Source organism: Ruegeria sp. AN11, from assembly GCF_056536005.1.
Window position 1 is genome coordinate 2496347 of the sequence record NZ_JBQFJD010000001.1, and the last position, 16265, is coordinate 2512611.

The 16265-nt window shown below is 57.9% G+C and carries 14 protein-coding genes; 5 read left to right on the forward strand and 9 right to left on the reverse strand.

Features of this window, described 5'->3' with window-relative positions:
* Positions 1–56 precede the first annotated feature (56 nt).
* Both ACR3EQ_RS12340 and ACR3EQ_RS12345 read left to right on the forward strand, forming a co-directional pair.
* On the forward strand, positions 57–803 hold the full coding sequence (locus ACR3EQ_RS12340) for a hypothetical protein (RefSeq protein WP_170806687.1): 747 nt from the start codon (positions 57–59) through the stop codon (positions 801–803).
* A gap of 27 nt (positions 804–830) precedes the next feature.
* The gene (locus tag ACR3EQ_RS12345) at positions 831–1646 is read left to right on the forward strand and encodes a hypothetical protein (protein WP_170806688.1); all 816 of its coding nucleotides are present in this window, start codon (positions 831–833) and stop codon (positions 1644–1646) included.
* A gap of 482 nt (positions 1647–2128) precedes the next feature.
* On the opposite strand, the gene gyrB is transcribed toward ACR3EQ_RS12345, so the two are convergent.
* Positions 2129–4546, reverse strand: coding sequence for a DNA topoisomerase (ATP-hydrolyzing) subunit B (gene gyrB / locus ACR3EQ_RS12350; RefSeq protein ID WP_170615467.1), 2418 nt, complete (start codon positions 4544–4546; stop codon positions 2129–2131).
* A 102-nt stretch (positions 4547–4648) separates the two neighbouring features.
* Positions 4649–5221: a TetR/AcrR family transcriptional regulator gene (locus ACR3EQ_RS12355; protein WP_170615469.1), complete on the reverse strand. Its 573-nt coding sequence runs from the start codon at positions 5219–5221 to the stop codon at positions 4649–4651.
* A 100-nt stretch (positions 5222–5321) separates the two neighbouring features.
* Here ACR3EQ_RS12355 and ACR3EQ_RS12360 point away from each other — a divergent pair, with 100 nt between their 5' ends.
* The gene (locus tag ACR3EQ_RS12360; protein WP_170615471.1) at positions 5322–5888 is read left to right on the forward strand and encodes a carboxymuconolactone decarboxylase family protein; all 567 of its coding nucleotides are present in this window, start codon (positions 5322–5324) and stop codon (positions 5886–5888) included.
* Here ACR3EQ_RS12360 and recF read toward each other — a convergent pair.
* From recF to mutM, 6 genes are all read right to left on the reverse strand, one after another.
* The gene (gene recF / locus ACR3EQ_RS12365; RefSeq protein WP_170615473.1) at positions 5885–6997 is read right to left on the reverse strand and encodes a DNA replication/repair protein RecF; all 1113 of its coding nucleotides are present in this window, start codon (positions 6995–6997) and stop codon (positions 5885–5887) included. The two genes, ACR3EQ_RS12360 and recF, sit on opposite strands and share 4 nt — an antisense overlap.
* Positions 6998–7040: 43 nt before the next feature.
* On the reverse strand, positions 7041–8162 hold the full coding sequence (gene dnaN / locus ACR3EQ_RS12370; protein ID WP_170615475.1) for a DNA polymerase III subunit beta: 1122 nt from the start codon (positions 8160–8162) through the stop codon (positions 7041–7043).
* Positions 8163–8388: 226 nt separating this feature from the next.
* Entirely contained in the window at positions 8389–9780 is a 1392-nt protein-coding gene (gene dnaA, locus ACR3EQ_RS12375) for a chromosomal replication initiator protein DnaA (protein WP_170615477.1), read from the reverse strand.
* A 557-nt stretch (positions 9781–10337) separates the two neighbouring features.
* Positions 10338–10601, reverse strand: a complete 264-nt coding sequence (gene rpsT / locus ACR3EQ_RS12380; RefSeq protein WP_170575014.1) for a 30S ribosomal protein S20 — start codon at positions 10599–10601, stop codon at positions 10338–10340.
* 231 nt (positions 10602–10832) lie between these two features.
* Positions 10833–11609: an enoyl-CoA hydratase gene (locus ACR3EQ_RS12385; RefSeq protein WP_170615479.1), complete on the reverse strand. Its 777-nt coding sequence runs from the start codon at positions 11607–11609 to the stop codon at positions 10833–10835.
* A 66-nt stretch (positions 11610–11675) separates the two neighbouring features.
* Entirely contained in the window at positions 11676–12527 is an 852-nt protein-coding gene (gene mutM, locus ACR3EQ_RS12390) for a bifunctional DNA-formamidopyrimidine glycosylase/DNA-(apurinic or apyrimidinic site) lyase (protein ID WP_480490791.1), read from the reverse strand.
* An 86-nt stretch (positions 12528–12613) separates the two neighbouring features.
* Here mutM and ubiE point away from each other — a divergent pair, with 86 nt between their 5' ends.
* Both ubiE and ubiB read left to right on the forward strand, forming a co-directional pair.
* A complete protein-coding gene (ubiE, locus tag ACR3EQ_RS12395) occupies positions 12614–13366 on the forward strand; it encodes a bifunctional demethylmenaquinone methyltransferase/2-methoxy-6-polyprenyl-1,4-benzoquinol methylase UbiE (protein ID WP_170615483.1) in 753 nt (250 codons plus the stop codon).
* Positions 13367–13369: 3 nt separating this feature from the next.
* The gene (gene ubiB, locus ACR3EQ_RS12400; RefSeq protein WP_170615485.1) at positions 13370–14899 is read left to right on the forward strand and encodes a 2-polyprenylphenol 6-hydroxylase; all 1530 of its coding nucleotides are present in this window, start codon (positions 13370–13372) and stop codon (positions 14897–14899) included.
* A 96-nt stretch (positions 14900–14995) separates the two neighbouring features.
* On the opposite strand, the gene ACR3EQ_RS12405 is transcribed toward ubiB, so the two are convergent.
* On the reverse strand, positions 14996–16171 hold the full coding sequence (locus tag ACR3EQ_RS12405) for an acetyl-CoA C-acyltransferase family protein (RefSeq protein WP_480490794.1): 1176 nt from the start codon (positions 16169–16171) through the stop codon (positions 14996–14998).
* Positions 16172–16265: the final 94 nt, after the last annotated feature.

Below are 16265 nucleotides of genomic sequence, written 5' to 3' on the forward strand. Positions count from 1 at the left end.
GGCGGCGAGAACCTGTCGCCGTCTAACCTGACCATCCAACTTCTCCCAGGTGTATGATGTTACGCAACTTCCATTGTCTTGTTCCTCTGATCTATGCACTGGTCGTGGTAGGCTCTGCTTCCGAAGCTGAGGAAAACGCGTCAAATCCATTGGCTGCGGTTAACAACACCGACATTCGATATCAGTACTTCGATTTGGCACGGGGTGCAGACCGTCAGGATGCCTTTGTCGATGGTGCATACATGTTACGCCCCGATCTAAAACTAAAATACGAGCTCCACTACAATTCAACGAATGCTACTGGCGAAAGGTTCAACGGGTTCGAAAAGACAAGCTTCAAGCTGATCTACTTTCCCTCACAGAAACCCTTGAATGACACCTGGAGCGTGAAGTCCGCACTTGGTTTGGAGTGGATCCTCGATTTTGGTGACCCTGACGAAGGCATCGGCACCGGGTCGGATCAGATAGCCCCATTTGGTGGGTTCGCATTTGCAAACACTAATACTGGGCTGACTCTGATCCCTCTGGTCCAGCACTTTGCTTCATATAACGGTTCGACCGATGTCAGCCAGACTGCGATGCGCCTTATTGCGCTTCAGCCATTTGGTGACGGGTATTGGGTCAAAGCAGATATCAAAGCTCCATACGATTGGGATAATGATGCGTGGCCCGCGACCGCAGAATTCCAGATCGGTAAGAACCTCAGCCCTGGAATTGCCCTCTACGCAGATGTGTTGGTCGGTATTGGTGCTGACAGACCCTACGACCAAGGTGCCGGGATAGGTCTCAGATTCAACTACTAACCGCCGCCAATATGCAAGGAAACTCCGATGCTCCATCTCAGATTAATTAGCGCACTCGTATTTCTGTCCGGCGTATTATCTATGCCCGGGCATTCCCGCGCTCAGTCTCTACCTGCGCCAGGTCAAAACGAAACAGGCTGGCGGCATGAAGCCTCATTCTATCTGTTCACACCCCTAAGAACCACAGGTACGTCAACCGTGGCTGGACAATCCGCGGAATTGGATCTGGACCTTGGTGACGTCCTGGATGTGCTCGATTTCGCGGCAGCCGGCCGGTACGAGGCTTGGAACGGGGATCTTGGGATCATCGTTGATGCGAATTATGTGGGGATCGAACAGGATACCACATTGCCTGGCCCTCTCGGTGCCGGGATTAACGTCGACGTTCGTCAAAAATGGTTTGGTGTGCTGGGGGCTTACCGTGTTGCAAATGGCGTGTACGGTAGCAGGAGCCAGCGATATGCAATCGATCTCCAAGGCGGTCTGAGGTACAACTCCATTCGTCAGGAAATTGACCTAACTACCCCGGGACCGAGAAATCCACCTACATTGGGCGGAGATCAGGGCTGGATCGAACCAGTAGTCGGAATACGCGGAATGTGGCGGGTAAACCAGAAATGGACTGGGATTGCGTCTTTGGAACTTGGCGGGTTCGGTGCCGGTGGAAATGATCTCCAGGTTGGCGCAAACGTTGGTTTCGACTATCAGCCGTGGGAGAAAGCTGCGCTCACATTCGGATATCGTTACTTTAGCGTAGACTATAGTGACACTTTGAGTTCCGGTGAATTCGCCTATGATGTCGACCAGCATGGTCCATACATTGGAATCAAGTACTTTTTCTAACGAATGGGCGTGAAACAAGTTCCATAAGAAACGAACAGGGCCGGAAACTCGCGCTGCGTCAACTCTGTCGCTAGTCTGACCACGGCTCGGGGACATTTGCTTGATCGCACTAAGGTCGATCTACGCCGGCATCAAGTGCAACTGCAAAGCGCGGTTACCTCCAGCATTTGGTTAGCGAAAAAACTCGGTTTTGATTGTCTCCTCTGGGCTGCAAATAGTCCTTGATTGTTCAGCCTTCGATGGCGACTTTGTCCGCTAAGCCGGAATTGCAAAGTCTTGAATTGAATGTCCGCTTCGGGCTGGAAGCGGCCATCCGAAAACCTTCCCCGGCAATACGGCGATGGCGCTAAACAAGCAAAGAATGAGACCCGAAGATATAGAACCTCGAACTAAGAAAGTTGAAGATTAATGCGCCCAGAGGTTTGGGCCAAAAATGCAAATCTTTGGGCGAAATGCAAAGCTAAGGGCGCACCTACACCTAACTAGAAATCCAAGTTCTCAACACTCAGCGCGTTTTTCTGGATGAACTCCCGCCGCGGTTCGACCACGTCGCCCATCAGTTTGGTAAACAGATCATCCGCCTCGACCATATCATCCACCCGCACCTGCAACAGTGTGCGTGCGTCGGGGTCCAGCGTTGTTTCCCAAAGCTGGTCGGGGTTCATTTCACCCAAACCTTTGTACCGTTGCAGCGACAGGCCCTTTTCGCCTTCTTCCAGAATTGCGCGCAGCAGGTCCAGTGGACCGTGAATCGATTGCATACGGTCCCGGCGGATCAGGGTCGCAGGGGTGTTGTAAACCTCTTGCAGGCTTTGCGTGAAGCTGCCCGTCTTGCGCGCCTCACCCGAGCGCAGCATGGGGCCATCCAGCGTGCGCACTTCTTCGACACCGCGCAGGATGCGGGCCAGCCGAATGCCGTGGTCCTGCGTGATCCGGCCCTGCCACCCGCGTTCATATTCAAGCGCGATCAGGTCCAGACGGGCGGCGACCTTGTCGGCCACGCCTTGCAGGTCGGCATCAACCGCGCCCGGCACAAAGGCCCCGGCAACGGCAGCTTGTTCCAGTATATGGCGCGGGTAGTGGGTCGGGAACGCATCCAGTACACGTTTCAACTGCCGTGCTTCATCGACCACGCGGGTCAGATCCTGGCCGGTGATTTCTTCCCCCGAACCGAGTTTCAGCACCGCGCCCTCAACCCCTTGATTGATCAGATAATCGTCCAGCGCGGCCTGATCCTTCAGGTAAACTTCTGACTTACCACGCGAAACCTTGTATAGCGGCGGCTGCGCGATATAGAGATACCCGCCCTCGATCAGCTCCGGCATCTGCCGATAGAAGAAGGTCAGCAGCAGGGTTCGGATATGCGCGCCGTCCACGTCGGCATCGGTCATGATGACGATCTTGTGGTAGCGCAGCTTTTCGATATTGAACTCATCCCGACCAATGCCGGTACCCAGGGCCATGACGAGGTTGCCGATTTCCTGAGAAGACAGCATCCGGTCGAACCGGGCACGCTCGACGTTCAGGATCTTCCCACGCAAGGGCAGAACGGCCTGAGTCAGACGATCCCGGCCCGTCTGCGCAGAACCGCCAGCCGAGTCCCCCTCGACGAGGAAGACTTCGGTCTTGGACGGATCTTTCTCGGAGCAATCCTTTAGCTTGCCCGCCAGATAGTTCACGTCCATCGCCGTCTTGCGACGGGTCAGTTCGCGGGCCTTGCGAGCAGCCTCGCGCGCCAGAGCAGCCTCGATGATCTTGCCTACGATGGTCTTGGCCTCGTTCGGGTTTTCTTCGAACCACTCGGCCAGCTTTTCGTTCATCAGACTTTCGACCGCCGGGCGTACTTCGGAGCTGACCAGCTTGTCCTTGGTCTGGGACGAGAACTTCGGATCGGGGACTTTCACCGACAACACACAGGTCAGGCCTTCGCGCGCGTCGTCGCCGGTAAAGCTGACCTTTTCCTTCTTGGCGATTCCGCTGGACTGCGCGTAGTTGTTGATCGTCCGGGTCAGCGCGCCCCGGAATCCGGCCACATGTGTCCCGCCATCGCGCTGCGGGATGTTGTTGGTGAAGGGCAGAACCGTCTCGTGGTAACTGTCATTCCACCACATTGCGATTTCGACACCGATATCATCGCGCTCGCCCTTGATATAGATTGGCTCGGGCATCGCAGCAGTTTTCGAACGGTCCAGGTATTTGACGAATTCTTTTACGCCGCCCTCATAGAACAGTTCGGTCTCAAGCCGCTCCGCCGGACGTTCGTCGATCAGGATGATCCGCACGCCCGAGTTCAGGAAGGCCAGTTCGCGCAGGCGCTTTTCCAGCGTCTCGAAGGAATACTCCAGGTTCGAAAACGTATTGGTCGAAGCCAGGAACCGCACCTCTGTCCCGGTGCGGCCACCACACTCGGCCACGACCTTCAGATGCTCGGATGTCTCGCCCCCTTCAAACCGGGCAACATGTTCTTTTCCGTTGCGCCAGACCCGCAGCTCCAGCCAGTCCGACAACGCGTTCACCACCGATACGCCCACGCCGTGCAGACCGCCCGACACCTTGTACGAGTTGCTGTCGAACTTACCGCCCGCGTGCAACTGGGTCATGATGACCTCGGCGGCAGACACGCCTTCTTCGGGGTGGATATCGACCGGAATCCCGCGCCCGTTATCGCTGACCGAAACGCTGGAATCGGCGTGAATTTTTACGGTCACATGGTCGGCATGACCGGCCAGAGCTTCGTCAATTCCATTATCGACAACTTCGTACACCATGTGGTGCAGACCCGAGCCATCATCGGTATCACCGATATACATGCCAGGGCGCTTGCGGACGGCCTCTAAGCCCTTGAGAACCTTAATAGAATCCGCGCCGTATTCTTGTGATGCCTGTGCGTCTTCGGACATGCCGTTAGTACCTATATTATTTTGGTAACTTATACGTTTTCTGGTGGGGAATGTCACGCGATCCCCCCACATTTTGTGGCGGAACTTGGTTTTTTCAGCAGATCAAAGCCGGTCGATATCCGCCGCGATTTCCGCCGCGATTTCCAGGGCATTCACATCGCTGCGCTCGGCCGACAAACGCAGCCCCAACAGGTCGGATTGATACCGCGCCGCAAGACGGTCCGGATCACTATCCGCGCCGATTTCTCCGGCCTCCTGCGCGCGGCGAAACAGCGTTGCAAAACACACTTTCATATCCGCCATATGACGGCTCGCCTTTTCGGCCAGTTCGTGATCCTTCGACTGCAACTCGGCGTAGGTTTTGGCCAACATGCAGGCCCTTGCAGGCATCTGGGCAGAATCGATCACGATCCGTGGCTGCGCCTTCAATGCTTCAAGCGGCCCTAATTCCTCGGCCAGCGCCATAAGGCGCGCCACACCATCCTGCGCGTACCGTTCCAACGTCAGCGCATAAAGCGCATCCTTGGACCCAAATGCCGCATAAAAACTGCCCGGTTTGAGGCCCAACTCGCGTTCCAGATCCTTCAGCGACGTCCCGGCCCAGCCCTGACGCCAAAAAATATCCCTGGCCTTCGCGATCAGAGCGTCTCGGTCATATGCGGGTTTGCGGGGCATCTTCTTCACCTATTCTTGAACGCTCGCTCAAATATATACTTGAGTGATCACTCAAGAAAGACTATTTCGGACTCAGTCGCCAGAAAACAGGAGTTCCGACATGGCCAACTTCCCCTCCCACGACCTCGAATCCGCACCAGAAGGATCCAAACCGCTTCTCGAGAAATCCCAGGCCGCGTTTGGCCGCTTGCCCGGCCTGCACAAGGTGATGGCTGAAAGCCCCCAGCATCTGGAAGGTTATCAGGTCCTGCACGGCCTGTTCATGCAGACCGATTTCGACAATGACGAGAAAACCGTCGTCTGGCAGACCATCAATGTTGAAAATGAGTGCCACTACTGTGTGCCCGCTCATACCGGCATCGCGAAGATGATGAAGGTTTCGGATGAGATCACCGAAGCGCTTCGCAACGAAACCCCGCTGCCCAATGCCAAACTCGAAGCACTGCGCACCTTTACCCTGCAAATGATGCAAACCCGCGGCAACGTCACCGAGGCGCAATTGCAAACCTTCTTTGATGCTGGCTACTCACACCGTGCTGTTCTGGACGTGGTACTGGGTCTGGCTCAGAAGACCATGTCGAACTACGTCAATCACATGGCTAAAACACCTGTGGATGAAGTCATGCGCAGCTTCCTTTGGGAACGCAAGGTCAGCGAACCCGCCTAAGGCGTCACGACCGAGCCTTCGTCGCCTTCCGTGACAACCAGCGTCTGGGCCCTCTCACCCAATTCCGCAAACAACTCAGGCCCGGTGCCCGTCATCCAGGCCTGAGCACCAAGCGCGCAGATCTCATCATAAAGCGCGGCCCGTCGGGTGGCATCCAGATGGGCGGCAACTTCATCCAGCAACACGATCGGCGGCGCACCCACCATCCCGGCCAAAGCCCGCGCGTTGGACAGGATCAGCGAAACCAAAAGCGCCTTCTGCTCGCCGGTTGAACAATCCCTGGCAGGCACGCCCTTGGCCGCATACGCCCCATACAGATCCGACCGATGCGGCCCAACCAAAGTCCGCCCCGCCGCCAAATCGCGAAAGCGGCTTTCATTCAATGCGTAACGCAAGTCTTCCGCCGTCCCGGGCATCGTCCCTTCGGTCTGCACCAGCTCCAGTTCAGCAGACGGAAATGCCGTTTCTGCCTGATCCTGCGCTGCCCGCAAATGGTCCAGCGCCGATAACCGGGCCACATTTATCCGGTGCCCCATCTCCGCCATCTGACCTTCCAGGGCGGCATACCAATGGGCATCCCTCGCCTGCTCCTTCAGCAAGCGATTCCGTTCCCGCATGGATTTTTCGTAGATCAACGATGCCTCGGCATGGCTTGGGTCGAAACTCAGCGCGATCCGGTCCAAGAACCGGCGCCGCCCTTCGGCGCCCTCGATCCACAACCGATCCATCGACGGAATCAGCCAGACCACCCGCGCCAGCTTGCCCAGATCGATCTGACTGGCGGCCTTGTCGTCAATCCGAACCTGCCGCGCCGCACCACCTTCCGACCAGGTCTCAATCTCATATCGCTGTCCCTGCGCCTGCAACAGCCCGGACAGCTTCCAGCCCAGCGCCTCGGGTCGCCGCGTCATCTCTGCCGCGCTCGCCCGTCGCATTCCACGACCCGGCGAAAACAGTGAAACCGCTTCTAGGATATTGGTCTTGCCGGCCCCGTTCGGTCCATGGATCGCCACGGGCCGCCCATCCAAAGACAAACGCGCCAGTTTGTGGGACCGGAAATGCGAGACCGTAAGTTCGGTCAGGGCCAAAGCCACGACCCCTCCCTTCATTTTTTCAAAATACTCCCGCCGGAGGCATCGCGCGCCAGCGCGATCAGACACGCATCGGCATGACAACGTAGACCGCGCTCTGGTCATTGCCTTCACGCATCAGCGTCGGGTCTCCAGCCGAATTGAACATGAACACCGCATTCTCGCGATCCACCTGAGAAGCGATCTCCAGCAGGTACTTCGCGTTGAACCCGATCTCCAGCCGCTCGTCGCCATAGGCTACGGCCAGTTCTTCCTCGGCCGCACCGCTATCCGGCGCGTTCACCGACAGGACCAGCTTGTCCGCATCCAGCTGCAGCTTTACCGCCCGCGACCGCTCTGATGAAACGGTTGCAACACGGTCCACGGCCTGCGCGAATTCGGCAGCGTCGACTTCCAACTTGCGAGTGTTCCCCTGCGGAATGACACGGGTGTAGTCGGGGAACGTGCCATCGATCACTTTTGAGGTCAGCGTGATATCCGGCGTTGCGAACCGCACCTTGGTTTCACTGACCGAGACGGCGATATCCATCTCGTCATCGTCCAGCAGCTTGCGCAATTCGCCCACGGTCTTGCGCGGCACGATGACGCCCGGCATACCCGCCGCCCCATCCGGCAGGTCGGCGTCAATGCGCGCCAACCTGTGTCCATCGGTGGCCACGCAGCGCAGAACCTTGCCGCCCTCGGACCCATCCGCCACATGCATGTAAACACCGTTCAGGTAGTACCGGGTTTCTTCAGTCGAAATGGCGAATTTGGACTTGTCGAACAACCGGCGCAGCAACGCTGCGGAGGCTGTGAAATTCGACTGGTACTCCGAAGAAGCCATCACCGGAAAATCTTCTTTCGGCAATGTCGCCAGCGAGAAGTTGGATCTCCCGGCCTCAACCGTCAGGCGACCCGCAGCACTGTCAGCCGTCAGCGTGACCAGCGCGCCGTCGGGCAGCTTGCGCACGATCTCGTGCAGGGTCGTTGCCGCCACCGTGGTCGCCCCGGCTTTTTCAACCTGCGCAGGGGCCTTGTCCACCACTTCGATATCCAGATCGGTGGCGCGGAACTGCACTTGGTTGCCTTCAGCCTCGATCAGTACATTGGCCAGGATCGGAATTGTGTTGCGGCGTTCCACAACGGATTGGGCCTGCGAAACGGCCTTGAGAAGGGTGCCGCGTTCGATGCTGATCTTCATACCCTCAATTCCTCTGACTTGCGTGCCGACATGGGCGGGACTGGCACGTTAGCGGTTCCACCCTGAGGCACAAGGATTTTTTATGGTTTTCTGGGTCGGATTGCCCAACACGTCAAGGGCCGCGTGGTTTCCAAAGCACAGTTCCAGGCCAGGCGTGGACAATAGCGCACATGATTACGCCCCGGACCTGGTGAACCGGGGCGTTGATGAAGGGCTTGGGTTGAAATCAGGCTTCCAGAGACCGCCGCAGCATTTCAACGTCTTCCGCGATCTGACCGTCGGTCAGCTTCAACTCTTCGATCCGCTTGACGCCATGCATGACCGTGGTGTGGTCACGCCCGCCAAAGCGGCGGCCGATCTCGGGCAACGAGCGGCTGGTCAGCTGCTTGCACAGATACATCGCAACCTGACGCGGACGCGCGTATGAACGCAGGCGCTTCGGACCGATGATGTCGGACAGGCGGATGTTGTAGTAGTCCGAGACTTTCCTCTGAATCTCTTCAACGGTGATCTTACGCTCGGACGCGCGCAGGACGTCGGCCAGACAATCCTGAGTCAGTTCCATATCGATCTCGCGCCCAACCAGCGAGGCAAACGCAAAGAGACGCGTCAAAGCCCCTTCAAGCACGCGCACATTGGTTGAGATGCGGTGTGCGAGGAATTCCAGAACCCCGTCCGCGATGGTCAGATCCGGATATGTGCTGCTGTACTGCTGAACCTTGTTCTGCAGGATGCCAAGGCGCAATTCGTAGTCGGTGGGGTGCAGGTCCACCACCAATCCGCATTGCAGGCGCGACTTCACTCGATCCTCCAGATCCTTGATTTCACCCGGGGCGCGGTCGGCCGAGATGATGATCTGCTTATTCTGATCCACCAAGGCGTTGAAAGTGTGAAAGAACTCTTCCTGAGTTGAATCCTTGCCCGCGATGAACTGGACATCATCGACCATCAGAACATCAACCGACCGGAAAAGATGTTTGAAATCCATCATCCGGCGCTCGCGCAGAGCCTGTACAAAGCGGTACATGAACTGTTCGGCCGACAGATAGAGCACATTCAACTCAGGGCGCTTGGTTTTTAGCTCCCAGGCGATAGCGTGCATCAGGTGCGTTTTACCCAGCCCGACACCGCCATAAAGGACCAGCGGATTGAAAGTAACCGACCCGCCTTCTGCAACCCGGCGCGCCGCAGCATGGGCCAGTTCGTTGGGCTTGCCGACCACAAAGCTGTCAAACGTGAAGCGGGCATCCAACGGTGCCGCCTGCAGCGAGTCCAGGGCACCATTGCCATCATCCTGATAAGATGGTTCGACCCTTTTGGGTTCCGCCACTTCCCGCGCTGCCGTTACGGGTTCCACTGCCGGCCGCGCGGGCGAGTTGGCCGCGACGCGAAAGGCCAGACGCTCTACCGGTTCACCGGAGGTGTTCAGTTCATAGAGAATGAGATCCGCAAAATTCTGACTCACATAGTTGCCCATGAAATTCGTCGGCACCGAAAACACCGCTACACCGTCCTCCAACTCCTGAAATTCAAGAGGTTCGATCCAGGTGGTGTAGTTGTTCCGGCCAACAACCTTCAGCAACTTGTTACGCAGCAGTCCCCATTTCTCTTGTGTCATTCAGCGCCTCACGCATCCCATTCTTTATAGGCCTTCAGGCCTTTTTTGAATTTGTCCGGATCACCCGGTCTTCTGGGCGTTCACTCACGCAAAAGGCACCCTTGCGCCGAACCAAATAGAACGGCGGTAAGATTTTCTTTTTCTGCGCATCGCTGATACTGCTACGCTCCAACAGCCGGAGCGCGCCCGAAAACCAGGTTACGCATCACCTTCCAATTTTAGACAGGACCGAGCACCTCGGTTTCCCGAGACCCGAAGCAGATCGCCAAACCGGCCAGACCGGTCGCCGACATTCGTCCATGGATCTTCCTGATGCCCGTCAGTCCGATCGCCAGGACAGCCTGTCCCCCCAAGCGAGTGAATCGCTGGAACAGTGGTAACAAGACCGAACGGCCGGCGGCAATGAATCTCTGATATTGACTCAGGAATCCGGCGGAAAGAATCTCTCGGTTTTGTGAAGGCGCGATATATCGGCAACAGCAAAAAGGCGCCGCACATTGCGACGCCTTCTGAAATGGATCAGCCTTGTTTACCTGACGCTAGGTCAGGCACCGGCGTCAGCCCAGTGCTTTTACGCGCGACGACAGGCGCGACATCTTGCGGGCGGCAGTGTTCTTGTGGAAGACACCTTTGGTGACACCGCGCATCAGTTCGGGCTGGGCTGCGCGCAGGGCTGCGGTTGCCGCGTCCTTGTCGCCGGATGCGATTGCTTCTTCAACTTTGCGCAGATAGGTGCGGATGCGCGAACGGCGTGCTTTGTTTACAGCGAAACGCTTTTCGTTCTGACGTGCGCGTTTCTTTGCCTGAGGCGAGTTAGCCATGTGTTTCTGACCTTTGTTCGGTACGGTTATCTAGGGTTGCGCGCCACGGAAACATCCGCACCGGATCAGAAATCACGAGTGTGAGTCGGGCCGAGCGGGCCGCACGCGCATGTATAGCGGCGCTTACTATCCAAGTTGGCGAGGTTTGCCAAGCCGATTCTTTTAATGCGCAAGGCAGGTATGAAAAAGGCGGGCAAAGGCCCGCCTGTTCCGATCTGGTCAGGGCACCGCTTACTTGTCGCGGAACTGCGCCGCGCGTTTTTCAAGAAACGCGGCCATGCCCTCTTTCTGGTCTTCTGTCGCAAACATCGAGTGGAACACGCGCCGTTCAAACAGCATTCCCTCGCTCAGTGGCAACTCATAGCTGCGGTTCACGGCCTCTTTTGCCGCCATCGCCGTCAGTTGCGATTTCTCTGCGATCTTCTGCGCGGCCCCTATCGCCTCTTCGATCAGCTTTTTTGCCGGAACAACACGGCTGACCAGCCCCGAACGCTCGGCCTCTTCCGCATCCATGAAGCGCCCGGTCAGGTTCATGTCCATCGATTTGGACTTGCCGACAAAGCGGGTCAGGCGTTGCGTGCCGCCGATACCGGCGATGACACCCAAATTGATCTCGGGCTGGCCGAACTTGGCAGTATCAGCGGCAATGATGAAATCGCACAGCATCGCCAGTTCACAGCCGCCACCCAACGCATATCCTGCCACCGCAGCAATGATCGGTTTACGAATAGCCGAGACGCGATCATTCGCGTCGCCAAACAGGTTCTGACTGTAGACATCGACAAAGCTCATCTCGGACATCTCTTTGATATCCGCGCCCGCGGCAAAGGCCTTTTCCGAGCCGGTGATGACGATGCAGCGCACCTTGTCGTTTTCATCTGCCTCTTCCAGCGCGGTGTACAGCTCACCCATCAACTGGGTGTTCAGCGCGTTCATCGCGTCCGGTCTGTTGAGCTTGATAAGGGCAACGTGGTCTTCGATTTCGACGATGATCGTCTCAAAAGCCATGGGATGTAAGCTTCCGGTTGTTCCGTTCAAGTACGATTCCTTACCACGCGAAAAACTTGGATCAAGCTATCTTTGGCATTGCGCACAATAGAAGGATGAGCGACCGGACTGGGTGATTCTCCTGATCACGGCGTCACAACCTTCGGTCCGGCAGGGCTCGCCCTCTCGGCCATAGACATCAAAGTTGTGCTGAAAATATCCAAGTTCTCCATCAGCTTGGCGGAAATCCCGCAGCGACGATCCACCCGCCTCAATCGCCTCCTGCAGCACCTGCCGGATAACAGGAACCAGCGCCGCGACCCGCGCCGCAGAAATTTGCCTGGCCCTGCGACGTGGCGACACCCCGGTACGATAAAGCGCCTCGCAGACGTAAATATTGCCGAGCCCGGCAACGATTCCCTGATCCAGCAATGCAGATTTGACCGGTGTGTTCTTTCCGCGAAACGCATCGACCAAGTGTTGCTCGTGAAAATCATTGCCCAGGGGTTCCGGCCCCAGAACCGACAGAAGTTTGTGTTCCTCAGCCGTGGCCGTCGGCAGCAGATCCATTGCCCCGAACCGGCGCGGGTCGTTGAAGGTCACCCGCGCGCCATTGGCCATGTGAAACACGACGTGATCGTGTTTTGCCGGCATCGGATGCTCGTGCACGAACTGCCCAAGCGGATCGCCCGAGACGGTCATCCGCCCGGACATGCCCAGATGGATCAAAAGCGTCTCGCCGCTGCCGAGATCGGCCAGAATGTATTTGGACCGCCGCCGCAGCCGGTCAACCCGCTGGCCCGTCAGCCGCTCGGCCATGCGTTCCGGAAACGGCCAGCGCAGATCCGGTCGGTTCACGTCCGCCTTTTCGATCACCACCCCCTCCATCGCAGGGGTCAGGCCGCGTCTTACTGTCTCGACCTCGGGCAATTCCGGCATTACACGGCTCCTAATCCAAAGGGCCGCATTGTGCCCCGGTTCCAGAGCCCTATAACAGAGGCGAAATTCGACAAACGGCAAGGCAAATGTCCGACAACAGCGACAAGACCACACATTTCGGGTTCGAAACCGTGCGCGAGGCTGAAAAAGCCGGGCGAGTACAGGGCGTGTTCAACTCGGTCGCCTCGAAATACGACGTGATGAACGACGTCATGTCAATGGGCATCCACCGTGTCTGGAAAGACGCGATGATGGACTGGCTGGCTCCGCGCCCTGGTCAGCGGCTGTTGGATGTGGCGGGCGGCACGGGCGATATTTCTTTTCGCTTCCTACAACGCGCGGGCCACGGCCACGCCACCGTTCTGGATCTGACCGAACCGATGCTGATCGAAGGCCGCCAGCGCGCCGAAGCCGACCAGATGTCGGACAGCCTCAACTGGGTGGTCGGTGATGCCATGGCACTGCCTTTCGAGGACAACACGTTTGACGTCTACACCATCTCGTTCGGAATCCGGAACGTCACCCGCCCGCAAGAGGCGTTGAACGAAGCGTTCCGTGTTCTCAAACCCGGTGGCCGCCTGATGGTGCTGGAGTTCAGCCAGTTGCCCAATGACGGGCTGCAAAAGCTCTATGATCTCTACAGTTTCAACGTCATCCCGCGCATGGGGAAGCTGATCGCCAATGACTACGACAGCTATCAGTACCTGGTCGAATCGATCCGCAAATTCCCGGATCAGGAAACCTTTTTGAACATGGTCCGCGCAGCGGGATTCGAGAATGCCAAATACCGCAACCTGAGCATGGGCATCGCGGCGCTGCATTCCGGATGGAAGATCTGACCTATGCGCGGCCCTCATAATATCATCCGCCTGATCCGCACAGGCGCCACCTTAGAGCGCACGGGTGCCATGAATGTCGTGCTGGATGCGTTTGAAGCCCCGCGTGCTGTGCGCATCCTGGCGCATACGTTGGGCAAACCCTTCCAATGGCTGGGTTACAAAGGCGATCCCAAGATGCCGCCGGCGACGCGTGCCCTGACCGCACTGGGTCCGGCCTACATCAAGTTTGGCCAGGTGCTGTCGACCCGCCCGGATGTTGTAGGCAACGAACTGGCAAGCCAGCTGCGTGTGTTACAGGACAAACTTCCCCCTTTTTCCCGCGCTGCAGCAATGGCCGAAGTGGAAAGGGAACTGGGGCAGCCGGTGGCCGAAATCTTCAGTGATTTCAGCGATCCGATTGCCGCCGCTTCGATCGCACAGGTTCACAAGGCCAAACTGACCAGCACGGGCGAAGACGTCGCCGTCAAGGTCCTTCGCCCCGGCATCGAACGCGCCTTCAAAAAGGATGTCGACGCTTTCTATTTTGCCGCCCGCATTGTTGATCTCTTTGCCCCCGGCGCGCGCCGGTTGCGCCCGATGGAGGTCATCGAGCATTTCGACGGAATCGTACGCGGCGAACTAGACCTGCGTCTGGAAAGCGCGGCTGCTTCGGAATACGCCGCCAACACCAAAGACGATGCGGGCTTCTGGCTGCCGCCCGTGGTTTGGTCGTTGTCCGCACGCCGGGTGATGACGCTCAGCTGGGCAGATGGAATCCCGCTTGGCGACAACGAGGCTCTGGATGCCGCGGATCATAACCGCAACGATCTGGCCCAGCGGGTCTTGCGCCTGTTTTTGCTGCACGCCCTGCGCGACGGCTACTTTCATGCCGACATGCATCAGGGAAACCTGAAAGTCGCGGCAAACGGCGACATCATTGCCTATGACTATGGCATCATGGGCCATATCGACGAATACACCCGCCGGGTCTATGCCGAGATCCTGTTCGGCTTCATCCGTCGCGACTACAAGCGCGTGGCCGAAGTGCATTTCGAGGCGGGCTATGTCCCCGCCAATCAGGACGTCGACGAGTTCGCCCGGGCCCTACGCGCGGTCGGAGAGCCGATCTTCGGTATGGACGCTACCCATATCTCCATGGGGCGTTTGCTGAGCTACCTGTTCGAAGTAACCGAACGGTTCGGGATGGAAACCCGGACGGAACTGATCCTGCTGCAACGCACCATGGTTGTGGTCGAAGGCGTCGCGCGGTCACTGGACCCCCACATGAACATCTGGGAGGTCGCGCGTCCCGTGGTTGAAGATTACATCAAACAGTCAATCGGCCCGCGCGCTGTTATGCGGGACTTCGGCAAGACAGCAATGGTTCTGGCCCGGTTTGGCCCACGCCTGCCTGGATTGGTTGAAAACGCGCTGATTGCGCAGACCCAGCAGGAAGAAACCAAAGGCAACGGAATCGTGGCGTCACTTCTGACCGCCGCAATCGGCGCCGTTTTCGGTGCGGCGGCGGTGCTTTTGATTACAGTATTGGGTTAACTCCGGCCCGCCTGCTTCATCTGGCCAAAAATATCCTCGGGGGGAATCGCGCCATGGCGCGATGGGGGGCAGACAGCCCCCCTGCCCGATCTCAGATCAAAGGCGCTCGATTGCTATGGCAATCCCCTGGCCGCCCCCTATGCACATGGTGATCAGACCTTTGGAACCACCGGTGCGTTCCAACTCGTAGAGGGCCTTCAAAGTGATGATCGCACCGGTCGCGCCCACCGGGTGGCCCAGAGCGATCGCACCACCGTTGGGGTTAACCTTCGATGCGTCCAGCCCAAGCTCCTGATTGACAGCCAAAGCCTGCGCAGCGAACGCCTCATTGCTTTCAATGACATCAAACTCTTCGGTGGACAGCCCGGTCTTCTTTAGCAGATTCTGAACCGCCGGAACCGGTCCGATCCCCATCACTTCGGGCCGAACCCCGGCATGGGCATATCCCAAAACGCGCGCCCTGGGCTTCAATCCGGCTTTCTCGGCGGCGTCTGCCGTCGCCAGAACCATGGCCGCTGCCCCGTCATTGATACCCGAGGCATTTCCGGCAGTAACACGACCGTCTTTCTTGAACACCGGTCGCAAACCTGACAGCGCCTCAAGCGAGGTTGCTTTCGGGTGCTCATCAATCTTGAAATCGACCATGTCGCGCTTGACCTTGACCTGCACTGGCGCGATCTGGCTTTCGAAATAACCCGCCTCGATCGCTTCCGCCGCGCGGGTCTGGCTGGTCATTGCAAAAGCGTCCATCTGCTCACGGCTGATCTGGTGCTCGTCCGCGACGTTCTCGGCGGTGATACCCATATGCCCGGTTCCGAACGGACAGTTCAGTGCTCCCAGCATCATATCCAGCGAGGTGACATCACCCATCTTTGCGCCCCACCGCGCCTGCGGAATGATATAAGGGCTGCGCGACATGCTTTCGGCGCCGCCTGCAATGGCGAATTCCGCATCGCCCAGCATCAGCGACTGTACCGCCGACACGATCGCCTGTGCACCAGACCCGCACAGCCGGTTCACGTTCATTGCGGGGGTGCCGTTTGGAATTCCTGCCTGCATCGCAGCGACCCGCGACAGATACATGTCACGCGGCTCGGTGTTGATCACATGACCGAACACAACATGCCCGATTTGCGCGCCTTCCACACCGGACCGCTCCAGCGCCGCCTCGGTCGCAACGGTCGCCAGATCAATCGGCGCGGTCGAGGCCAGAGCCCCGCCAAAGGTGCCAATCGCGGTGCGAGCACCATCGAGAATTACGATGTCGGTCATGGATCACTCCTCCTGAATTTGACCGCAGTATGCACACGCAGAATGATGATGTCGCGCAAGACGTCCCGTCACGGACGGAATTGACAATGCTCCG

Coding starts and splice junctions, on each gene's coding strand:
- dnaN (WP_170615475.1), bottom strand. CDS start 8,162: ATGAAGATCAGCATCGAACGCGGCACCCTTCTCAAGGCCGTTTCGCAG.
- ACR3EQ_RS12385 (WP_170615479.1), bottom strand. CDS start 11,609: ATGGCTTTTGAGACGATCATCGTCGAAATCGAAGACCACGTTGCCCTT.
- recF (WP_170615473.1), bottom strand. CDS start 6,997: ATGAAGGGAGGGGTCGTGGCTTTGGCCCTGACCGAACTTACGGTCTCG.
- ACR3EQ_RS12340 (WP_170806687.1), top strand. CDS start 57: ATGTTACGCAACTTCCATTGTCTTGTTCCTCTGATCTATGCACTGGTC.
- dnaA (WP_170615477.1), bottom strand. CDS start 9,780: ATGACACAAGAGAAATGGGGACTGCTGCGTAACAAGTTGCTGAAGGTT.
- mutM (WP_480490791.1), bottom strand. CDS start 12,527: ATGCCGGAATTGCCCGAGGTCGAGACAGTAAGACGCGGCCTGACCCCT.
- ubiE (WP_170615483.1), top strand. CDS start 12,614: ATGTCCGACAACAGCGACAAGACCACACATTTCGGGTTCGAAACCGTG.
- rpsT (WP_170575014.1), bottom strand. CDS start 10,601: ATGGCTAACTCGCCTCAGGCAAAGAAACGCGCACGTCAGAACGAAAAG.
- ACR3EQ_RS12360 (WP_170615471.1), top strand. CDS start 5,322: ATGGCCAACTTCCCCTCCCACGACCTCGAATCCGCACCAGAAGGATCC.
- ACR3EQ_RS12405 (WP_480490794.1), bottom strand. CDS start 16,171: ATGACCGACATCGTAATTCTCGATGGTGCTCGCACCGCGATTGGCACC.
- gyrB (WP_170615467.1), bottom strand. CDS start 4,546: ATGTCCGAAGACGCACAGGCATCACAAGAATACGGCGCGGATTCTATT.
- ACR3EQ_RS12355 (WP_170615469.1), bottom strand. CDS start 5,221: ATGCCCCGCAAACCCGCATATGACCGAGACGCTCTGATCGCGAAGGCC.
- ubiB (WP_170615485.1), top strand. CDS start 13,370: ATGCGCGGCCCTCATAATATCATCCGCCTGATCCGCACAGGCGCCACC.
- ACR3EQ_RS12345 (WP_170806688.1), top strand. CDS start 831: ATGCTCCATCTCAGATTAATTAGCGCACTCGTATTTCTGTCCGGCGTA.